Source organism: Thermomonospora sp. CIF 1, from assembly GCF_001896795.1.
Taxonomy (GTDB): Bacteria; Actinomycetota; Actinomycetes; order Streptosporangiales; family Streptosporangiaceae; genus Thermomonospora; species Thermomonospora curvata.
Map to the genome: position 1 here is coordinate 315530 of NZ_MOYN02000021.1, position 16901 is coordinate 332430.

Annotated in this window: 16 protein-coding genes and 1 pseudogene; 10 read left to right on the forward strand and 7 right to left on the reverse strand. The window is 74.2% G+C overall.

Annotated elements, in window-relative coordinates; genetic code table 11:
• Positions 1-28 precede the first annotated feature (28 nt).
• Genes BUE48_RS14685 through BUE48_RS14695 form a run of 3 tightly spaced genes read left to right on the forward strand, consistent with a single transcriptional unit; the run spans position 29 to position 2710 of the window.
• Positions 29-940, forward strand: coding sequence for an aldose 1-epimerase family protein (locus BUE48_RS14685; protein WP_286990145.1), 912 nt, complete (start codon positions 29-31; stop codon positions 938-940).
• Positions 937-2154, forward strand: a complete 1218-nt coding sequence (locus BUE48_RS14690) for a DUF6986 family protein (RefSeq protein WP_012853300.1) — start codon at positions 937-939, stop codon at positions 2152-2154. Before BUE48_RS14685 ends, BUE48_RS14690 begins: the two co-directional genes overlap by 4 nt.
• Before the next feature lie 37 nt (positions 2155-2191).
• Entirely contained in the window at positions 2192-2710 is a 519-nt protein-coding gene (locus BUE48_RS14695; protein WP_012853301.1) for an XdhC family protein, read from the forward strand.
• Between the two features lie 24 nt (positions 2711-2734).
• Here BUE48_RS14695 and BUE48_RS14700 read toward each other — a convergent pair whose 3' ends face one another.
• From BUE48_RS14700 to BUE48_RS14720, 5 genes are read right to left on the reverse strand one after another with little or no spacing between them, the layout of a single operon-like run.
• On the reverse strand, positions 2735-3226 hold the full coding sequence (locus tag BUE48_RS14700; RefSeq protein ID WP_012853302.1) for a nitroreductase family deazaflavin-dependent oxidoreductase: 492 nt from the start codon (positions 3224-3226) through the stop codon (positions 2735-2737).
• Positions 3227-3281: 55 nt separating this feature from the next.
• On the reverse strand, positions 3282-3845 hold the full coding sequence (locus BUE48_RS14705) for a nucleotidyltransferase family protein (protein ID WP_041439787.1): 564 nt from the start codon (positions 3843-3845) through the stop codon (positions 3282-3284).
• 20 nt (positions 3846-3865) lie between these two features.
• Positions 3866-5023: an XdhC family protein gene (locus BUE48_RS14710; RefSeq protein WP_012853304.1), complete on the reverse strand. Its 1158-nt coding sequence runs from the start codon at positions 5021-5023 to the stop codon at positions 3866-3868.
• On the reverse strand, positions 5004-6143 hold the full coding sequence (locus tag BUE48_RS14715; RefSeq protein ID WP_286990147.1) for a vWA domain-containing protein: 1140 nt from the start codon (positions 6141-6143) through the stop codon (positions 5004-5006). Before BUE48_RS14715 ends, BUE48_RS14710 begins: the two co-directional genes overlap by 20 nt.
• 5 nt (positions 6144-6148) lie before the next feature.
• Positions 6149-7063: an AAA family ATPase gene (locus tag BUE48_RS14720; protein ID WP_012853306.1), complete on the reverse strand. Its 915-nt coding sequence runs from the start codon at positions 7061-7063 to the stop codon at positions 6149-6151.
• A gap of 106 nt (positions 7064-7169) precedes the next feature.
• Between BUE48_RS14720 and BUE48_RS14725 the strand changes: the two genes are divergently transcribed.
• The 7 genes from BUE48_RS14725 to BUE48_RS14755 all read left to right on the forward strand — a co-directional run bounded on the left by BUE48_RS14725 (position 7170) and on the right by BUE48_RS14755 (position 15340).
• Complete coding sequence (locus BUE48_RS14725; protein WP_286990149.1) at positions 7170-8417, forward strand: sulfite oxidase; 1248 nt, start codon at positions 7170-7172, stop codon at positions 8415-8417.
• A gap of 66 nt (positions 8418-8483) precedes the next feature.
• The gene (locus tag BUE48_RS14730; protein ID WP_012853308.1) at positions 8484-9881 is read left to right on the forward strand and encodes a selenium-binding family protein; all 1398 of its coding nucleotides are present in this window, start codon (positions 8484-8486) and stop codon (positions 9879-9881) included.
• On the forward strand, positions 9878-10510 hold the full coding sequence (locus BUE48_RS14735) for a hypothetical protein (RefSeq protein ID WP_012853309.1): 633 nt from the start codon (positions 9878-9880) through the stop codon (positions 10508-10510). Before BUE48_RS14730 ends, BUE48_RS14735 begins: the two co-directional genes overlap by 4 nt.
• A gap of 217 nt (positions 10511-10727) precedes the next feature.
• The gene (locus tag BUE48_RS14740; RefSeq protein WP_012853310.1) at positions 10728-12806 is read left to right on the forward strand and encodes an AAA family ATPase; all 2079 of its coding nucleotides are present in this window, start codon (positions 10728-10730) and stop codon (positions 12804-12806) included.
• Between the two features lie 63 nt (positions 12807-12869).
• The gene (locus BUE48_RS14745; protein ID WP_012853311.1) at positions 12870-13427 is read left to right on the forward strand and encodes a hypothetical protein; all 558 of its coding nucleotides are present in this window, start codon (positions 12870-12872) and stop codon (positions 13425-13427) included.
• A gap of 156 nt (positions 13428-13583) precedes the next feature.
• Entirely contained in the window at positions 13584-14123 is a 540-nt protein-coding gene (locus BUE48_RS14750; protein WP_286990150.1) for a copper chaperone PCu(A)C, read from the forward strand.
• Positions 14124-14128: 5 nt separating this feature from the next.
• Positions 14129-15340 (forward strand): Dyp-type peroxidase, encoded by a 1212-nt coding sequence (locus BUE48_RS14755; RefSeq protein ID WP_286990151.1) that lies wholly within the window; start codon positions 14129-14131, stop codon positions 15338-15340.
• Positions 15341-15390: 50 nt separating this feature from the next.
• On the opposite strand, the gene BUE48_RS14760 is transcribed toward BUE48_RS14755, so the two are convergent.
• On the reverse strand, positions 15391-16086 hold the full coding sequence (locus BUE48_RS14760) for an amidase family protein (RefSeq protein ID WP_353745294.1): 696 nt from the start codon (positions 16084-16086) through the stop codon (positions 15391-15393).
• Positions 16041-16895 (reverse strand): annotated as a pseudogene (locus BUE48_RS14765) (amidase); the annotation flags it as partial. The gene BUE48_RS14760 and the pseudogene BUE48_RS14765, both read right to left, overlap by 46 nt.
• Positions 16896-16901: the final 6 nt, after the last annotated feature.

A 16901-nucleotide genomic window follows, 5' to 3' on the forward strand; every position in this document is an offset into this window, starting at 1 on the left:
GCCCGCGGCCCGGGGTAGGAATGTGATCATGAGTGAACCGATCACCGGGCGGCAGCATGAGATCTCGGCCGGGCCCTACCGGGCGGTGATCACCGAGTGCGGGGCGGGATTGCGGGAGCTGACCTTCGAGGGGGCGCCGCTGATCCTGTCGCACGACGCCGACGAACCCGCCCCGGCCGCCCTGGGCCAGCTGCTGGTCCCCTGGCCCAACCGGATCGACCGCGGCCGCTACGCCTACGGCGGGCGGACCCACCAGCTCGACATCAGCGAACCGGAGTTCGACTGCGCCATCCACGGGCTGGTGCGCTGGGCGGCGTGGCGGGCCGAGGAGCACGAGCCGCACCGGGTGCGCCTGGCCCACCGGCTGCTGGCCTCCGCCGGCTACCCGTTCCGGCTGGATCTGGCCGTCGAGTACGCGCTGGACGCCGCGGGCGGCCTCACCGTCCGGCTGACGGCGCGCAACACCGGCTCCCGCACGGCCCCTTACGCGCACGGCGCCCACCCCTATCTCACCGTGGGCGTGCCAATCGACGAGTGCGAGGTGGTCATCCCCGGCGACCGGTACCTGCCGGTCGATGAGCGGATGATTCCCACCGGTCCCGCCCGGGACGTCGCCGGCACCCCCTATGACCGCCGCGAGCCGTCCGTGCTGGGTTCGCAGCGGATCGACAACGCCTACACCGGGCTGCGCCGGGATGGGACGGGCCGGGCATGGGTGCGCCTGCGGGGCGGGGGACGCGCGGTGTCGTGCTGGCTGGATGAGACTCAGCCCTGGCTGGAGATCTACACCGCCGACCGGCTTCCCGGGCCGCTGCGCCGCCTGGGGCTGGGGGTGGAGCCGATGACCGGGCCGCCGAACGCGTTCGCCAGCGGAATCGACCTGATCGAGTTGCAACCCGGCCACACGGTCACCGGATCTTGGGGGATCATAGCCGGGTGAACTTGAGCGTTTCCTCGACCGACGACCTATCTGCGCGGATCGCGGCGGTCACCGCCGAGCACGCCCGGCACTTCCCCGGCCCGCCCGCCGGGCGGCAGCCGGTGCACACCGTCTACATCCCGGCCGACCGGTTCACCCGGACGATCCCCGCCGACTTCGGCGCCGAGGCGCTGCGCCTGTTCAACAACCACACCCCGGACGCCGAGTCGTTCGGCGCGGCCTTCGGGATCGATGCGGAGCTGGCGGGCACGGTGCGCGAACGGGTGGCCGCCAAGCTGGCCGGCGAGCCCATCGAGGATCTGCGCATCGACTTCGAAGACGGCTACGGGGTGCGCCCCGACGCCGAAGAGGACGGGCACATCGCCCAGGTCGTCGCGGCGGTGGCCGCCGCCTACCAGGTCAAGGGGCTGCCGCACTTTTGGGGCCTGCGGATCAAGTCCTTCACCGGGGGCGCCCACGAGCGGGCCATGCGCACCCTGGACGGCTTTTTGACCCAGCTGCGCGACCAGCTGGGCCGGCTGCCCGGCGGCTTTGTGATCACCTTCCCCAAGGTGGTGTCGGCCGAGCAGGTGGCGATCTTCGCCGACTACCTGGACCGGCTGGAGGACGCGCTGGGGCTGCCGGCCGGGATACTGCGCTTTGAGGTGCAGATCGAGACCACCGAGGCGATCATCGACCAGCGGGGCATGATCGGGATCCGGGCCATCGCCCAGGCCGGACGCGGCCGCATCACCGCCGCGCACTTCGGCGTCCACGACTACACCGCCGCCCTCGGGCTGCCCCCCGACCAGCAGCGCATCGAGCATCCGGCCTGCGACTTCGCCCGCACCCTCATGCAGGTGGCGCTGGCCGGCACCGGCATCCGCATCAGCGACGGCTCCTGCAACGCGGTGCCCCGCAACGACGGCCCCGAGGAGGTGGGCCGCACCTGGAAGGCGCACTCGGCGAGCGTGCGGCACTCCCTGCGCAACGGCATCTACCAGGGCTGGGACCTGCACCCGGCGCACCTGCCCAGCCGGTACGCCGCCGTGTACGCCTTCCACCTGACCGGGGTGGACGAGGCGATCGCGCGGGTGCGGGCCTGGCACGAGCAGGTGGCGGGCAAGAACGGCGTGCTGGAGGAGCCGGCCACCGTCAAGGCGCTCACCGAGCGGCTGCGCCGCGCCGTCGACTGCGGCGCCCTGGACGCGAGCGCGCTGCCCGCCGCTCCGTAGGCTGTGCGGGCCGGGCGGCCGGTGCGACACTGGGCCCATGACCCATGTCCACAACGACCCGGCCTGCGCGGTGGCGCACGGCGAGGTGGTGCCCGACACCGCCGACCGCACGCTGGTGGCGGTGTTCGCCACGCCGGTGGCGGAGTTCCTGCTGCGGTACGGGGCGGATCTGGGCTTTCGCACGCTGCTGCTGGAGCCGGACGCCTCCCGCGCCTCCGGGTGGGACGGCCCGAAGGTGATCACCGGGCCGACCGCCGACATCGACGAGCGGGCCGACATCGTGGTCACCGACCACCACCGCCCCGAGCTGGGGCCGGTGCTGCGCGACCTGCTGGCCGTCCCGTCCCGGTGGATCGGGGTGATGGGCGGCGCGCGCCATCCCGCCCCGCACGTGGCGGAGCTGCGGCGGCTGGGGGTGGCCGAAGGCGACATCGCCCGCGTGCACCGGCCGATCGGGCTGAACATCGGGTCGCGCACGCCCGCCGAGATCGCCGTGGCGACCCTGGCGGGGCTGCTGGCCGACCGCAACGGCCGTCCGGGCGGCTTTGCGTTCTAGCGGCCTTGCGTTCTCAAGGCCGGTTCAGGCCGGCTCGCAGATCACCACGGGGATGACGCGGTCGCCCGCCCAGCGCTGGTAGTTGTCGAAGTCGGCGTAGATCTTCAGCAGCCGGGGCCACAGCTGGGCGCGTTCGGCCTCGTCGGCGGTGCGGGCGCGCATGCGCCGCTTCTTGCGGCCGATCTGGACGACCACCTCGGGGTTGGCCCGGAGGTTGAGGTACCACTGCGGGTGGCCGGGCAGGCCGCCTTGTGAGGCGACGACCACGATGCGCTCGCCGTCGCGCATGTACAGCAGCGGCATGGTCCGCGGCAGCCCGCTCTTGCGCCCGATGGTGGTGAACAGGCACACCGGGACGCCGCGCAGCCAGGCCGAGCCGACGTGGAAGCGCCGCCCGATCAGGCCGCCGGTCGCCCGGTAGACCGCCACGTGCGTCTTGCCCATCACCTTCATGAACTTGGGCATCCAGGGCGAGTCGTAGGCCCTGGGGCGCGGCTTGATCTTGGGCGCGGACATGCGACCTCCGACCGATCTTTGTACGTAAGGACTTCCTTATGCTGACACACGGGTCTCAGCCCAGCGCGTCCAGGTCGCCGGGAGTGTCGATGTCCTCCGGGGAGGCCACATCGTCACAGGGCACCCCGGTCACCAGCGCCGGGTTGGCGCGCAGGAACGCCCGGGCCCCGGCGTCCCCGACCGCGGCCTCGGCCGCCTCGGCGAAGTACCGGGCGGAGATCAGCACCGGGTTGCGCGGCTCGCCCCCGTAGGTCGCCACCGCGACCTGGGCGCCCGCCTCATGGGCCCGGATCAGCCGCCGCACCGCCTCCGGCGTCACGCGGGGCTGGTCGACCAGCGCGATCACCACGGCGGGGCAGCCCGGCGGCAGCGCGGCCAGCCCGGTGCGCAGCGAGGAGCCCATCCCGGTGCGCCAGTGGGGGTTGGGCACCACCACCGCCCCGGCCACCTCCAGCGACACCGCGCCGATCACCACCAGCACCGGGGAGCAGCCCCCGCCGCGCAGCGTCCGCACGCCCCGGTCGACCAGCCGCTCGCCGTCCAGCTCCACCAGCGCCTTGGGGCGCCCGAGCCGGCTGCCCGCCCCCGCGGCCAGCAGCAGCCCCGCCGGGGCCCGCATCGCCGCCGGGACGGGAAGTCTCACTGTCGCTCCCGGGGATCCGTGCGGGCGAGCGGCTCGCCGTGGATGCGGCCGGTGGTCTCGGTGAGGGGACGGCCGGAGCCGCCCCAGCGGAGCTGGATCAGCTCGGCGGCGATGGACACGGCCGTCTCCTCGGGGGTGCGGGCGCCCAGGTCCAGGCCGATCGGCGAGCGCAGCCGGGCCAGTTCGGCCTCGGTCAGGCCGGCCCGGCGCAGCCGGGCCATCCGGTCGCGGTGGGTGCGGCGCGAGCCCATCGCCCCGATGTACCCGGCCGGGGTGCGCAGCGCCACCTCCAGCAGCGGCACATCGAACTTGGGGTCGTGGGTGAGCACGCAGATGGCGGTCCGCTCGTCCACGCCGCCCGCGGCGGCGCGCTCGCCGAGGAACTTGTGCGGCCATTTGACCACCACCTCGTCGGCCTCGGGGAAGCGCTTGGCGGTGGCGAACACCGGGCGGGCGTCGCAGACGGTGACGCGGTAGCCGAGGAACTTGCCGATCCGGGCGACGGCGGCGGCGAAGTCGATCGCGCCGAACACCAGCAGGTGGGGCGGCGGGGCGAAGGAGTGGACGAAGACGGCCAGCGCATCGCCCCGCCGCTCCCCCCGCGGCCCGTAGCGCCGCACCCCGGTCAGGCCCTGGGCGAGCATGCCGCGGGCGTCGTCGTCCACCGCCGCATCCAGCCGGGCGGCGTGCGGCAGGCCCGGGGCCAGGGAGCCGAAGGCGCGGTCGGGCCGGATGACGCGGCGGGCGCCGAGCACGCCGGGCCCGTCCACCACCGTGGCCACCGCCACCGGCTCGCCCGCCGCGACCGCCGCGGCCACCTCGCCGAGCTGCGGGAAGGTGTCCACATCGACCGGCTCCACCCAGATGTCGATGACGCCGCCGCAGGTCAGCCCCACCTCGAAGGCGGCCTCGTCACTGACCCCGAAGCGGCGCAGCACCGGGCGGCCGGTGCCGATCACCTCGCGGGCCAGCTCGTAGACCGCGCCCTCCACGCAGCCGCCCGAGACGCTGCCGACCGCCTCGCCGGCCGCCGAGACCGCCATCGCCGCGCCCGGCGGCCGCGGCGCGCTGCGGAAGGTGTCCACCACCGTGGCCAGCCCGAAGGTCTCCCCGGCCGCGTGCCAGCGGGCGATCTCAGCGAGGACGTCGCGCATGCCGGTCCCCCTTCCGCGCGGTTTTGCGAACGATCCGGGCCAGCTCCTCCAGCGCGGCCAGGCTGTGCCCGGCCACGAAGTGGTCCACATGGGGCAGCGCCGCGCGCATCCCGGCGGTCAGCGGCCGGTATCCGGGCCGTCCCTTGTGCGGGTTGGCCCACACCACCCGGTGCGCCAGCCGCCGCAGCCGCGCCATCTGCGCGCCCAGCAGAGTGGCGTCGCCCCGCTCCCAGCCGTCGGAGGCGATCACCACGATCGCGCCCCGGGCCGGGCCGCGCTGCCCGAAGCGGTCGCAGAACTCCTTCAGCTCCTCCCCCAGGCGGGTGCCGCCGCGCCAGTCGGGGATGGCCTGCGAGACCGCCGCCATGGCCGCGTCCGGGTCGGGGTGCCGCAACTGGCGGGTCAGGCGGGTCAGCCGGGTGCCGACGCTGAAGACCTCGGTGGTGCGGCCGCCGGTCCGCACGGCGGCGTGCGCGAAACGCAGCAGCGCGTCCGCATAGGGGGCCATGGACCCGCTGACGTCCACCAGCAGCACCACCCGGCGCGGCCGGGTGCGGTGGGCGCGATACCGCAGCGCGGGAATCTCCCCGCCGTGCCGCAGCACGTCCCGGACGGTGCGGCGGGGGTCCGGCCGGCCGGAGGCGGCGGGGGCGAAGCGGCGCGAGCGGCGCTGCTCGGGCGCGGCCTCCAGCACGGCGATCAGCCGGTTGAGCTGAGCGCGTTCGGCGGCGTCGAGCCGGGCCACGTCGCGGTGGCGCAGCACCTCGATCTCGCTGGCGACGGAGGCGCGCAGGTCGGCCCGGTCCGGCTCCTCCCCCTCCCCGCGGCCGGGTGCGACCGGGACGGCCGCCGGGCGGGGGATCGCCACCGGCGGCGTGCGGCGGACGGGCCGGGCGGTGCGCCCGGAGAAGTAGGCGGCGAAACAGCGGTCATAGCGCGGCAGGTCGGCCGGGTCCGAGCACAAGGTCAGCCGGCCCGCCCAGTAGACGTCGCCGGGGTCGAGCGCATCGAGGTGGTCCAGGGCGCGCAGCATGGCGTGCACCCGTCCCGGGTCGGCGGCCACCCCGGCCGCCCGCAGGGCGCGGGCGAAGCCGACGAGCGTCTCGGTGGCGCCGGGCATGGGCCTCAGCCTCCGCTCAGCAGGGCCTCCAGGCCGGAGGCGGTCACCTTCTCCTGGTCTTCGCGGTATTTCAGGACGGCGCCGAGCGTGACGGCGGCGGCCTTAGGGTCCAGCTCGCGCACCCCCAAGGCGGCCAGGGCCCGGGTCCAGTCCAGGCTTTCCGCCACGCCCGGCGGTTTGAGCAGGTCGGCCTCGCGCAGCCGCTGGGCGGCCCGGGCGACCTGCCCGGCCAGGCGGCGGGCGACCTGGGGCAGCCGCCGGCAGATGATGGCCACCTCCCGTTCGTAGGAGGGGTGCTCCAGCCAGTGGTAGAGGCAGCGGCGTTTGAGCGCGTCGTGCACCTCGCGGGTGCGGTTGGAGGTCAGCACCACCACCGGCGGTTCGGCGGCGCGGACGGTGCCCAGTTCGGGAATGGAAATGGCGAAGTCCGACAGCACTTCCAGCAGGAAGGCCTCGAACTCGTCGTCGGCGCGGTCGATTTCGTCCACCAGCAGCACGCCGGGGCCCTGCCCGGCGGGGACCTGCAGGGCCCGCAGCAGCGGCCGGGCCACCAAAAAGCGCCGGTCGTACAGTTCGGCCTCCAGGCGCGCCGGGTCGGTCACGCCGGCGGCCTCGGCGGCGCGCAGGTGCAGCAGCTGGCGGGGGAAGTCCCAGTCGTAGAGGGCCTGGGCGGCGTCCAGGCCCTCATAGCACTGCAGCCGGATCAGCGGCGTGTCCAGCGCCTCCGCCAGTGCCTGGGCCAGGGCGGTCTTGCCGACTCCGGGCTCGCCCTCCAAAAACAGCGGGCGGCGCATGCGCAGCGCCAAGAACGCGGCGGTGGCCACCGCCTCGTCGGCCAGGTAGCCGTGTTCTTCCAGCAACGCGGCCAATTCCCGGGGCGAGCCGATTTCGGGCGCCCGGGCCGCCGCATCGTCCACCACGCCGTTCAGGCTACTTAGCGAAGACCCGCTACGGAATGGGTGACAATTTCCTAGTTTTTATACCTAATCGATTGACAATCTGTGAAACCCGGGTCACCATCGCGCCATGAGCGACGACCTCACCGACGAGGCCACCTACGAACGCGTCCGCCTGCGGCAGTGGCTGCAGCTGTCCCCCCTCACCCGGCGGCGGCTGCTGGGCGCCTCGGCCGGGGCCGGCCTGGCGATGGCGGCCCTGCCCGCCCTGCCGGCCCGCGCCGAAGGACCCCTCGTCAAACCGCTGCCGCCCGAGCTGTTCATCGACCACGGCACCAACGCCGAGATGCGCTGGGAGGCGATGCGCGGCCAGGGCCACCTGACCCCCGCGGACCGCTTCTTCGTCCGCAACCACACCGCCACCCCGCGCATCGACCCGCGCACCTGGCGGCTGAAGGTGTGGGGCAGCGGCCTGCGCGGCCGTCCCACCTTGGAGAACGCGGTGGAGTTCAGCTACGCGGACCTGAAGGCGATGCCGTCGAAGACGGTGACCGCGGTCATCGAATGCACCGGCAACGGCCGCAGCCTGTTCACCACCCAGCAGGGCCGGCCGGTCTCCGGCACCCCCTGGAAGCTGGGCGCCGCCGGCGCCGCGCGCTGGCGGGGCGTGCCCCTGGCGGAAGTGCTGCGGCGCGCCGGCATCACCCCCCACGCCGTGGATGTGATGCCGCGCGGCCTGGACGCCGACTACATCGACAAAGGCGAGAACAAAGGCCGGGTACGGCGCCCGCTGCCGGTGGCCAAGGCGCTCAAGGACGTGCTGCTGGCCTACGAGATGAACGGCCGCCCCCTGCCGCCCGACCACGGCTTCCCGGTCCGGGTCGTGGTGCCCTCCTGGGTGGGGATCGCCTCCATCAAATGGGTCGGCGACATCGAGGTCTCCGACCAGCCGCTGTTCTCGCCGTGGAACACCGTCTACTACCGATTGTTCGGCGACTCCTACCCGCCCGAGGGCAGCGCCCCGCTGACCCGGCTGAGCCTCAAGAGCGTCTTCGAGCTGCCTTGGGACGGGCAGGTCCCCGTCCGCGACGCCAAAGTGCTGCACGGCCGCTCCTGGTCGGGCAACGGCCGCATCCGCAAGGTCGAAGTCAGCGTGGACGGCGGCGCCACCTGGCACAAGGCCCACCTGCACGGCCCCCACGCCCCCGAAAGCTGGGTGCAGTGGCGCTACCAGTGGCGCAACCCGCGTCCCGGCTCCTATGAGCTGCTGGCCCGCGCCACCGACGAGACCGGCGCCACCCAGCCCGCCGTCACCCCGCACAACACCCTCGGATACCTCTTCGACGCGGTCGCCCGGCACCCCGTCACATTGGTCTGACCCTTCCCTCATTGACGGGGAGTAGTCGCGATGTGACGATCCCAGGAGACAACGGAGGTTCTTCCCATGGCACTGTGGAAGCCGGACCCGACCTTCTACGCCTCTCCCCGCGACGCGGTGAAGGCCCCGCCCGAGAAACTCGCCTACGTCGCCGCCTTCGACCGTTCCGCCGCCCGGCCGGACGCCATCGCCGTGCTGGACACCGATCCGGACTCCGCCTCCTACGGCCGGGTCGTCGGCTGGACCGAGATGCCCTACACCGGTGACGAGCTGCACCACTTCGGCTGGAACGCCTGCTCCAGCGCGCTGTGCCCCTACGCCCCGCACCCCCACATCGAACGCCGCTACCTGATCGTCCCGGGGCTGCGCTCCTCGCGGATCTACGTGCTGGACACCAAGGAGCAGCCCACCAGCCCCCGCATCGTCAAGGTCCTGGAACCCGATGAGCTGGCCAAGCGCGCCGGCTACTCCCGCCCCCACACCGTGCACTGCGGCCCGGAAGGGCTGTACCTGACCGCCCTGGGCGGCGCCGACGGTGAGGACGGGCCGGGCGGCATCGCCCTGCTGGACCACACCTCCTTTGAAGTGCTGGGCCGCTGGGAAGTGGACCGGGGCCCCCAGTACCTGGCCTACGACGCCTGGTGGCACATCGCCCAGGACGTGCTGGTCACCTCCGAGTGGGGCACCCCGTCGATGATCGAGGACGGCGTGGTCGGCGAGCTGCTGCTGGGCCGCAAGTACGGGCACCGCCTGCACTTTTGGGACCTGCGCAAACGCCGCCACGTGCAGGCGGTGGACCTGGGCGATGAGCACCAGATGCCGCTGGAGCTGCGCCCCGCCCACGACCCCACCAAGCAGTACGGCTTCGTCGGCGTGGCCGTCAGCGTCGAGGACCTGTCGGCGTCGGTGTGGCTGTGGCACCGCGACGGGAAGTCCTGGGCCGCCACCAAGGTCATCACCATTCCCGCCGAACCGGCCGACCCCGCGGAGCTGCCGCCGGTCATCCAGCCGTTCGGGGCCGTCCCGCCGCTGGTCACCGACATCGACCTGTCGGTGGACGACAAGTGGCTGTATGTGTCGTGCTGGGGCACCGGCGAGCTGAAGCGCTACGACGTGTCCGACCCGTTCCACCCGGTGGAGGCCGGATCGGTGCGCATCGGCGGCATCGTCCGCCGCACCCCGCACCCGGCCGCGCCCGACCTGCCGCTGGCCGGCGGGCCGCAGATGGTGGAGGTCAGCCGGGACGGCAAGCGGGTGTATGTGACCAACTCGCTGTACGGGGCCTGGGACGACCAGTTCTACCCCGACGGGGTCGGCGCCTGGATGGCCAAGCTGGACTCCGGTGAGGAGTTCGCCTTCGATGAGCGGTTCTTCCCGCACGGCGACGACTTCCGGGGGCTGCGCCCGCACCAGACCCGGCTGCAGGGCGGGGACGCCTCCTCCGACTCCTACTGCTACCCGTGACCGAGGGGTCGCTGGCGGCGCTGCTGGCCCTCGGCGCCTTCCACGGCCTCAACCCCGCCATGGGCTGGCTGTTCGCGGTCGCCCGCGGGCTGCAGGAGCGCTCCCGCGCCCGGGTGCTGGAGTCGCTGCCGGCCATCGCCGCCGGGCACGCCGCCTCCGTGGGGGCCGTCGCGGTGCTGGTGTCGCTGACCCAGTCGGTGGTGGCCTCCCGGACCGTGGCGATCTGCGGCGGGCTGGTGCTGGTCGGCTTCGGGCTGTGGCACCTGCTGGCCCGGCGGCACTTCCGCTGGGTGGGCATGCGGGTGTCGCTGTGGCAGCTGGCGGGCTGGTCGTTTCTGATGTCGTCGGTGCACGGGGCGGGGCTGATGCTGCTGCCGGTGATCACCGCCTCGGCCCCGGCGGCCGGCCACGACCACGGCCTGGGCCACGCCCACGGCAGCGCGCTGATGGCGGGGGTCTTCGTGACCGGCGCGCACACCCTGGCCATGTTCGCGGTGGCCGGGGTGATCGCGGTGCTGGTCTATGAGGTCGTCGGGCTGGCCGTGCTGCGCCACGCCTGGTTCAACCTGGACCGGATCTGGGCGCTGGCCCTGGTCGGCGCCGGGGCCGTCGCCGTCATCACCGCCTGACGGCCGCGCCTTTCCGGCTCCTGCCGTCCGTCCCCTGCGCGCCGGGACGTGCCGGCAGGGCATGGGCATGCCCGGGGCGGGAGGCCGGGCCCGCCCCGGGCATGTCCACATCCGGCCGGTGCCCGCATCGACGCAGGAGCCGACCGGAAGACTGCCCTTTGCGCGCATTCCGCCCGTCCGGCCCGCCGGTTAGCGTGTGGGGCCGGGAGGAGACGGTATGGCGGGTGAGCGGAGCGGGCCTGCGACCCTCGCCGACAGGTTGCGGCAAGCCCGGCGGCGGCGGTTCGTCGGGCGGGCCGAGGAGCTGGAGCTGCTGCGTTCTGCGCTGGCCTGCGACGAGCCCCCCTTCGGAGTGCTGTTCGTGCACGGCCCGGGAGGAGTCGGCAAGTCGACCCTGCTGACGATGCTCGCCGAGGTCGCCGAGGAGGCCGGGGCCCGCCCGGTGCGCCTGGACGCCCGGACGCTGGAGCCGACCCCGCCGGCCTTCCTGGCCGCGGTGCGCGCGCTCGGCGGCGACCGGGAGCGCGAGGGGGCGCGCACCGTGCTCATGGTGGACACCTGTGAGCTGCTGGCGCCGCTGGAGGAGTGGCTGCGCGAGGAGTTCCTGCCCTCCCTGCCGGCCACCACGCTGGTGGTGCTGGCCGGCCGGCACCCGCCCTCCCCGCACTGGCGGGCCGACCCGGGCTGGCGGGAGCTGCTGCGCGTGGTGGCGCTGCGCAACCTGCCGCCGCGCGACGGGCAGGCGCTGCTGAGCGCCGCCGGGGTGCCGCGGCGGCTGCACCGGCGGGTGCTGGCCGCCACCCACGGGCATCCGCTGGCGCTGTCGCTGGTGGCCGACGTCATCGCCCAGCACCTCGCGCGGCGGCGCGAGACGGCCGAGCCGCCGCTGCCGCTGGGCGACCCGCACGTGGTGCGGGTGCTGCTGGAGAACTTCATCGACACCGTGCCCAGCCGGCTGCACCGGCGGGCCCTGGAGGTGTGCGCGCACGCCCGCTTCACCACCGAGGAGCTGCTGCGCGCCGTGCTGGAGGACGGCGATGCGCACGAGCTGTTCGAGTGGCTGTGCGGGCTGTCGTTCATCGAGACCGGCGTGCACGGCCTGTTCCCCCACGACGTGGCGCGCGATGTGCTCGACACCGAGCTGCGCTGGCGGGACCCGGCCTCCTACCACGACCTGCACCGCCGCATCCGCGGCCACATCGTGGCGCAGGTGCAGCGCTCCACCGGCCTGGAACAGCAGCGCAGGACGGCCGACTTCGTCTTCCTGCACCGGGCGAACCCGGTGGTGAGCAGGTTCTGGGACTGGGAGACCTTCGGGCTGGCCCACGCCGATGAGCTGCGTCCCAAGGACCGCGACCCGCTGCTGGCCATGACCGAGCTGCACCAGGGGCCCGAGCAGGCCGAGCTGCTGGCGTTCTGGATGGACCGGCCGGCGGCCCGCATCCTGCCCATCCGCACCGCCGGTGAGGAGGAGCCGATCGGATACGCGGGCATGCTGGCGCTGCACGAGGCCGGCGAGCCCGACATCGCCGCCGACCCCGGCGCCCGGGCGGTCTGGCAGTACGCCCTGCGCAACGGCGCGCCGCGCCCCGGCGAGCAGGTCTGGGTGGCGCGGTTCTTCATGGACCGCGAGCACTACCAGCGGCCCTCCCCCTCACAGAACGTCGTCACCACCCGCCACATCCAGCACCTGCTCTCCTCCAAGGCGCTGGCCTGGGACTTCATCGCCGGTTACGAGGACGCCGACTTCTGGGAGCCGCTGCTGCGGCACATCGACTACCACCGCGTCCACGAGGCCTCCTATGAGGTCGGCGGACGGCGCTACGGGGTCTTCGCCCACGACTTCCGGCGCCTGGGGGTGGAGGAGTGGCTGGACCTGATGAGCGACCGGGAGATCGGCGCCGAGGCCGCCCCGCCCACCGGGCCCGCCCCGGAACTGGTGCTCTCGCGCCCCGACTTCGCCGAGGCGGTCCGGGCCGCGCTGCGCGACCTGCACCGCGACGACAGGCTGGCCGGCAGCCCGCTGCTGCGCTCGCGGGTGGTCCGCGAGCGGGGCGAGCCCGTCCCCGACACCCTGCGCGCCCTGTTGTGCGAGGCCGCGCAGGCGCTGGGCGCCGACGTCCGCGACGACCGCCCCTACCGCGCGATCGACCGGACCTACCTGCGGCCCGCCGCCACCCAGGAGCGGGCCGCCGAGATCCTCGGCCTGCCGTTCAGCACCTACCGGCGGCATCTGGCGCGCGGCGTGGAACGGATCGTCGACTGGCTGTGGACCCGCGAACTCCAGGGCCCGTGAAGCGGCCCCATGGGGCGGGGCCTTCTGGGGGGTGACCGGGGTGCGTGCGAGGATGGTCCCGTCATGACGGCCCCTTTGCTGTTCCGGGTTCTGCGGGCGGCCGCGTTCGCCGCGGTCTGCACCGGGCTGGGCGTCATGGCGCACCTGATGAGCGCGACGGCGCCGTCGACCGCGAGCATCCTGGCGGGGCTGGCGCTGTCGCTGGCGGCGGCCCTTCCCGTCCTCGGCCGGGAACGCTCGGTGAACGTGCTGCTGCCGCTGCTGGGCGGGCTGCAGGTCGTGCTGCACCTGCTGTTCGCCCTGTCCGCCCCGGCGGTCCCGGCCGCCGCGGCCGCCGCGCATCCGGCAGAGCACGCGCACGGGCTGCTGCCCGCCGACGCGGTCATGGTGGTGCTGCACGGCTGCGCGGTGGCGCTGACCGCGCTGTGGCTGGCGTGGGGCGAGGCGCTGCTGTGGTCGGCGCTGCGCCGGCTGGCCCTGCGCTTTGTGCGGATCATCCTCGCCTGGGCGCTGCCGGAGCCGGCGCCGTCCCCGGTGCCGGCCTTCGCCGCGCCGTGCCCGCCGCTGCAGGCCGCGCTGCGGCACGCCGTCAGCCGCCGCGGCCCGCCCGCCGTGCTCTGATCACCGCTTTCACCTCGGCCCGGGTCGAAAGGGCCTGACATCCCGCGCGATGGCGCGGGCGACCGAACCGAAGCGATGTCCCGGCGTGCGGCATGCGCTCCTTCTCCTGCCGGACGGCCTGCGCATGCCCCCGGGCGGATCCGAAGAAGAGCACTCATGAACATGCGACGTCTCTCCCTGCTGGCCGCCGCCGCACTGCTGACCGCCGCGCCGCTGAGCGCCTGCGGCTCCGACACCGAAGGCCCCGCCGCCCCCGCGCACTCCCCGGCCGCGGCCACCCCCCGCGCCGCGCTGTCGGTCACCGACCCGTGGGTCAAGGCCGCCAAGTCCGGCATGACCGCCGTGTTCGGCACCCTGGTCAACCACACCGACAAGCCGGTGACGGTGGTCTCCGGCTCCTCCCCCGCCGCCGGCGCGGTCGAGTTCCACGAGGTCGTCGCCGACTCCAGCGGCGCCACCAAGATGCAGCCCAAGCAGGGCGGCTTCACCGTGCCCGCAAGCGGCTCGCACCGCCTGGCCCCCGGCGGCGACCACATCATGCTGATGGACCTCAAGCAGCCGGTGGAGCCGGGCGCCGAGATCTCCCTGACGCTGACGCTGAGCGACGGCTCCACCGTCGCCTTCACCGCGGTCGCCAAGGAGTTCACCGGCGCCAAGGAGACCTACGACCCCTCCGAGCACCACGAACACGGGTGATTCCGATGGCCCCATCGCAACGGCCGCTGAGCCGGCGGGGACTGCTGGCGGGCGGCGCCATCGCCGCGGCGGCGGGCGCGCTGGCGGCCTGCTCCGAGGAGCGGGCCGCCGGTGCCCGCCCCTCCGCCACGCAGACCACCGGCACGGCCACCGAACCCTTCCACGGCCCGCACCAGGCGGGCATCGCCACGCCCCCGCAGGCCCACGCCGTCTTCCTCGGCCTGGACCTGCGCAAAGGCACCGGGCGCAAGGAGCTGGGCCGGCTCATGCGGCTGCTGACCGACGACGCCCGGCGGCTCACCCAGGGCCGCCCGGCGCTGGCCGACCCCGAACCCGACCTGGCGCCCCTGCCGTCCCGGCTGACCTTCACCTTCGGGTTCGGCCCGGGGTTGTTCAAGGCGACCGGGCTGGAGAAGCAGCGGCCCGAGGGGCTGCGCCCGCTGCCGCCGTTCAAGGTGGACCGGCTGGAGGACCGCTGGAGCGGCGGCGACCTGCTGGTGCAGATCTGCTGCGACGACCCGATCACGCTGGCCCACGCCCTGCGCATGACGGTCAAGGACGCGCGGGCCTTCACCCGCGTGCGCTGGGTGCAGCGCGGGTTCCGGCGCAGTCCCGGCGTCCAGTCCAGCGGCGCCACCCAGCGCAACCTGATGGGGCAGCTGGACGGGACCGTCAACCCCGTGCCCGGCACGGCCGACTTCGACCAGGCCGTGTGGGTGCAGGACGGGCCCGAGTGGCTGCGCGGCGGCACCACGCTGGTGCTGCGGCGCATCCGCATGGAGCTGGAGAAGTGGGACGAGGCCGACCCGGCCGGCAAGGAGTTCGCCGTCGGCCGCCGGCTGACCAGCGGGGCGCCGCTGACCGGCCGGCACGAACACGACGAGCCGGACTTCGATGCGGTGGACTCAGCGGGCTTCCCGGTGATCGCCGAGAACGCCCACATCCGGCTGGCCCACGTCGACTCCCCGCGGCTGCGGATGCTGCGCCGCCCCTACAACTACGACGAGGGCCTGACCGCCGACGGCCGCTCGGACGCCGGATTGCTGTTCGCCGCCTACCAGGCCGACATCGACCGGCAGTTCATCCCCGTCCAGCGCCGTCTCGACGAGGGCGGCGACCTGCTCAATCTGTGGACCACCCCGATCGGCTCGGCCGTCTTCGCCATCCCGCCGGGCTGTGACGAAAACGGCTGGATCGGCCAGGGTCTGCTGGGCTGACCGCCGTGCCGGGCGGGCGCCTTGGGCGGTGCCCGCCCGGCACGGGGCGGTCAGGCGGCCCGCCCGCCGAGCAGGGCGGCCGCCGCCAGGACCGTCCCGTCCCGGCCCGGCGCGCCCGACAGCTGCAGCCCGATGGGCATGCCGTCGCGGTCCCGGCCCGCGGGGACCGCCACCGCGGGCAGCCCGGCGATGCTCTGCGGCAGCGTCCAGGGGATGACCGCCTGGACGAACGGCCGGGGTCCGCCGGCGGTGACGGCGGTGGCGGCGCGGGAGGGGTGCGGCGGCCCGGGGCAGACCACGCCGAGCAGCAGCGTGCCGGGGTCCAGCCGGGCCAGCAGCCCGTCCCGGTAGCGGGCGACGGTGCGCCGGGCGTCCCGGTAGAGGGCGTCGGTGACGCCGTGACCGGCCCTCAGCATCTCCTGGACGGGCTCGGTGCACAGCTCCACCGAGGAGCCCGGCTCGTCCGCGTAAAGCCGGGCGCCCTCATGCAGCAACATCATCATGTAGCCGTCGATGACGTCCTCCGGCGGCGCGAAGTCCTCGGTGAGCACCCGCCAGCCGAGCGCGGTGAAACGATCCGCGGCCGCGGTGAGGGCCTCGGCGTAGTCCGGGTGGAGCCCGTCGCGGGGGGCGACGACGACGGTGCCGGGAGTCTGGGCGTCCTGAGGGGATGCGGGCGCGACAGCAGCCGCACCCCGCGGTCGCTGACGGCGCCGCGGGTGGGTTTGAACCCCCACACCCCGCACAGGGCGGCGGGCATCCGGATCGAGCCGGCGGTGTCGGTGCCCAGGGCCAGGCAGACGGTTCCGGTGGCGACGGCCACCGCCGACCCGGAACTGGAGCCGCCGGGGTCGCGGGCCGGATCCCAGGGGTTGGCCACGGGGGCCGGTGAGGCGGCGTCCCGTCCGCTCAGGCTCCAGCCGAACTCGGGGCTGCGGGTCACGCCCACCACGATCGCCCCGGCCGCGCGCAGGCGCCGCACGGCCTCGGCGTCGGCGGTGGCGATCCGGCCGGCGAACGCCCGGCTGCCGTAGCCGATCTCGGCGCCCGCCACGTCGATCAGTTCCTTGACCGCGACGGGCACGCCGAACAGCGGCCCCATCGGCTCGTGGCCCATGCGCCGGTCCAGCCGCGCCGCCTCGGCCCGCGCCGTCTCATCGAGCACCGCGGTGTAGGCCCCGAGCGACCCGGACGCCTCGATGCGCCGCAGGCACTCTTCGACGATCTGTGACGGCGTGGCCTTTCCGCCGCGGTAGAGCGCATGCAGTTCCGCAACGCTCCAGCCGTTCCAGGTGTCCATGGCCGCCACCATGTCCGGCCCTGACCGCCGCTTCAAGAAGCCCTGCCACGGGTGCCGCCCCGGCGGGCCCCGCCGTCTTTTGAACACCGGGCGGGGACGGCCCGATGCCCGGCCATGGCCGCCGCCCCACCGCCCCCATCTGACCGGCCGGAACGGGCCGCCGTGGGAGAGCAGAAACGCTCCGGTGCCCGCCCGAAATCGCGATCCGGTTGCGGTGAGGCCGCCGAACTGAGAATCTTCCGGCGTTCCATGCATTCGGGG

Coding starts and splice junctions, on each gene's coding strand:
- BUE48_RS14685 (WP_286990145.1), top strand. CDS start 29: ATGAGTGAACCGATCACCGGGCGGCAGCATGAGATCTCGGCCGGGCCC.
- BUE48_RS14695 (WP_012853301.1), top strand. CDS start 2,192: ATGACCCATGTCCACAACGACCCGGCCTGCGCGGTGGCGCACGGCGAG.
- BUE48_RS14700 (WP_012853302.1), bottom strand. CDS start 3,226: ATGTCCGCGCCCAAGATCAAGCCGCGCCCCAGGGCCTACGACTCGCCC.
- BUE48_RS14705 (WP_041439787.1), bottom strand. CDS start 3,845: ATGCGGGCCCCGGCGGGGCTGCTGCTGGCCGCGGGGGCGGGCAGCCGG.
- BUE48_RS14710 (WP_012853304.1), bottom strand. CDS start 5,023: ATGCGCGACGTCCTCGCTGAGATCGCCCGCTGGCACGCGGCCGGGGAG.
- BUE48_RS14715 (WP_286990147.1), bottom strand. CDS start 6,143: ATGCCCGGCGCCACCGAGACGCTCGTCGGCTTCGCCCGCGCCCTGCGG.
- BUE48_RS14725 (WP_286990149.1), top strand. CDS start 7,170: ATGAGCGACGACCTCACCGACGAGGCCACCTACGAACGCGTCCGCCTG.
- BUE48_RS14730 (WP_012853308.1), top strand. CDS start 8,484: ATGGCACTGTGGAAGCCGGACCCGACCTTCTACGCCTCTCCCCGCGAC.
- BUE48_RS14740 (WP_012853310.1), top strand. CDS start 10,728: ATGGCGGGTGAGCGGAGCGGGCCTGCGACCCTCGCCGACAGGTTGCGG.
- BUE48_RS14745 (WP_012853311.1), top strand. CDS start 12,870: ATGACGGCCCCTTTGCTGTTCCGGGTTCTGCGGGCGGCCGCGTTCGCC.
- BUE48_RS14750 (WP_286990150.1), top strand. CDS start 13,584: ATGAACATGCGACGTCTCTCCCTGCTGGCCGCCGCCGCACTGCTGACC.
- BUE48_RS14755 (WP_286990151.1), top strand. CDS start 14,129: ATGGCCCCATCGCAACGGCCGCTGAGCCGGCGGGGACTGCTGGCGGGC.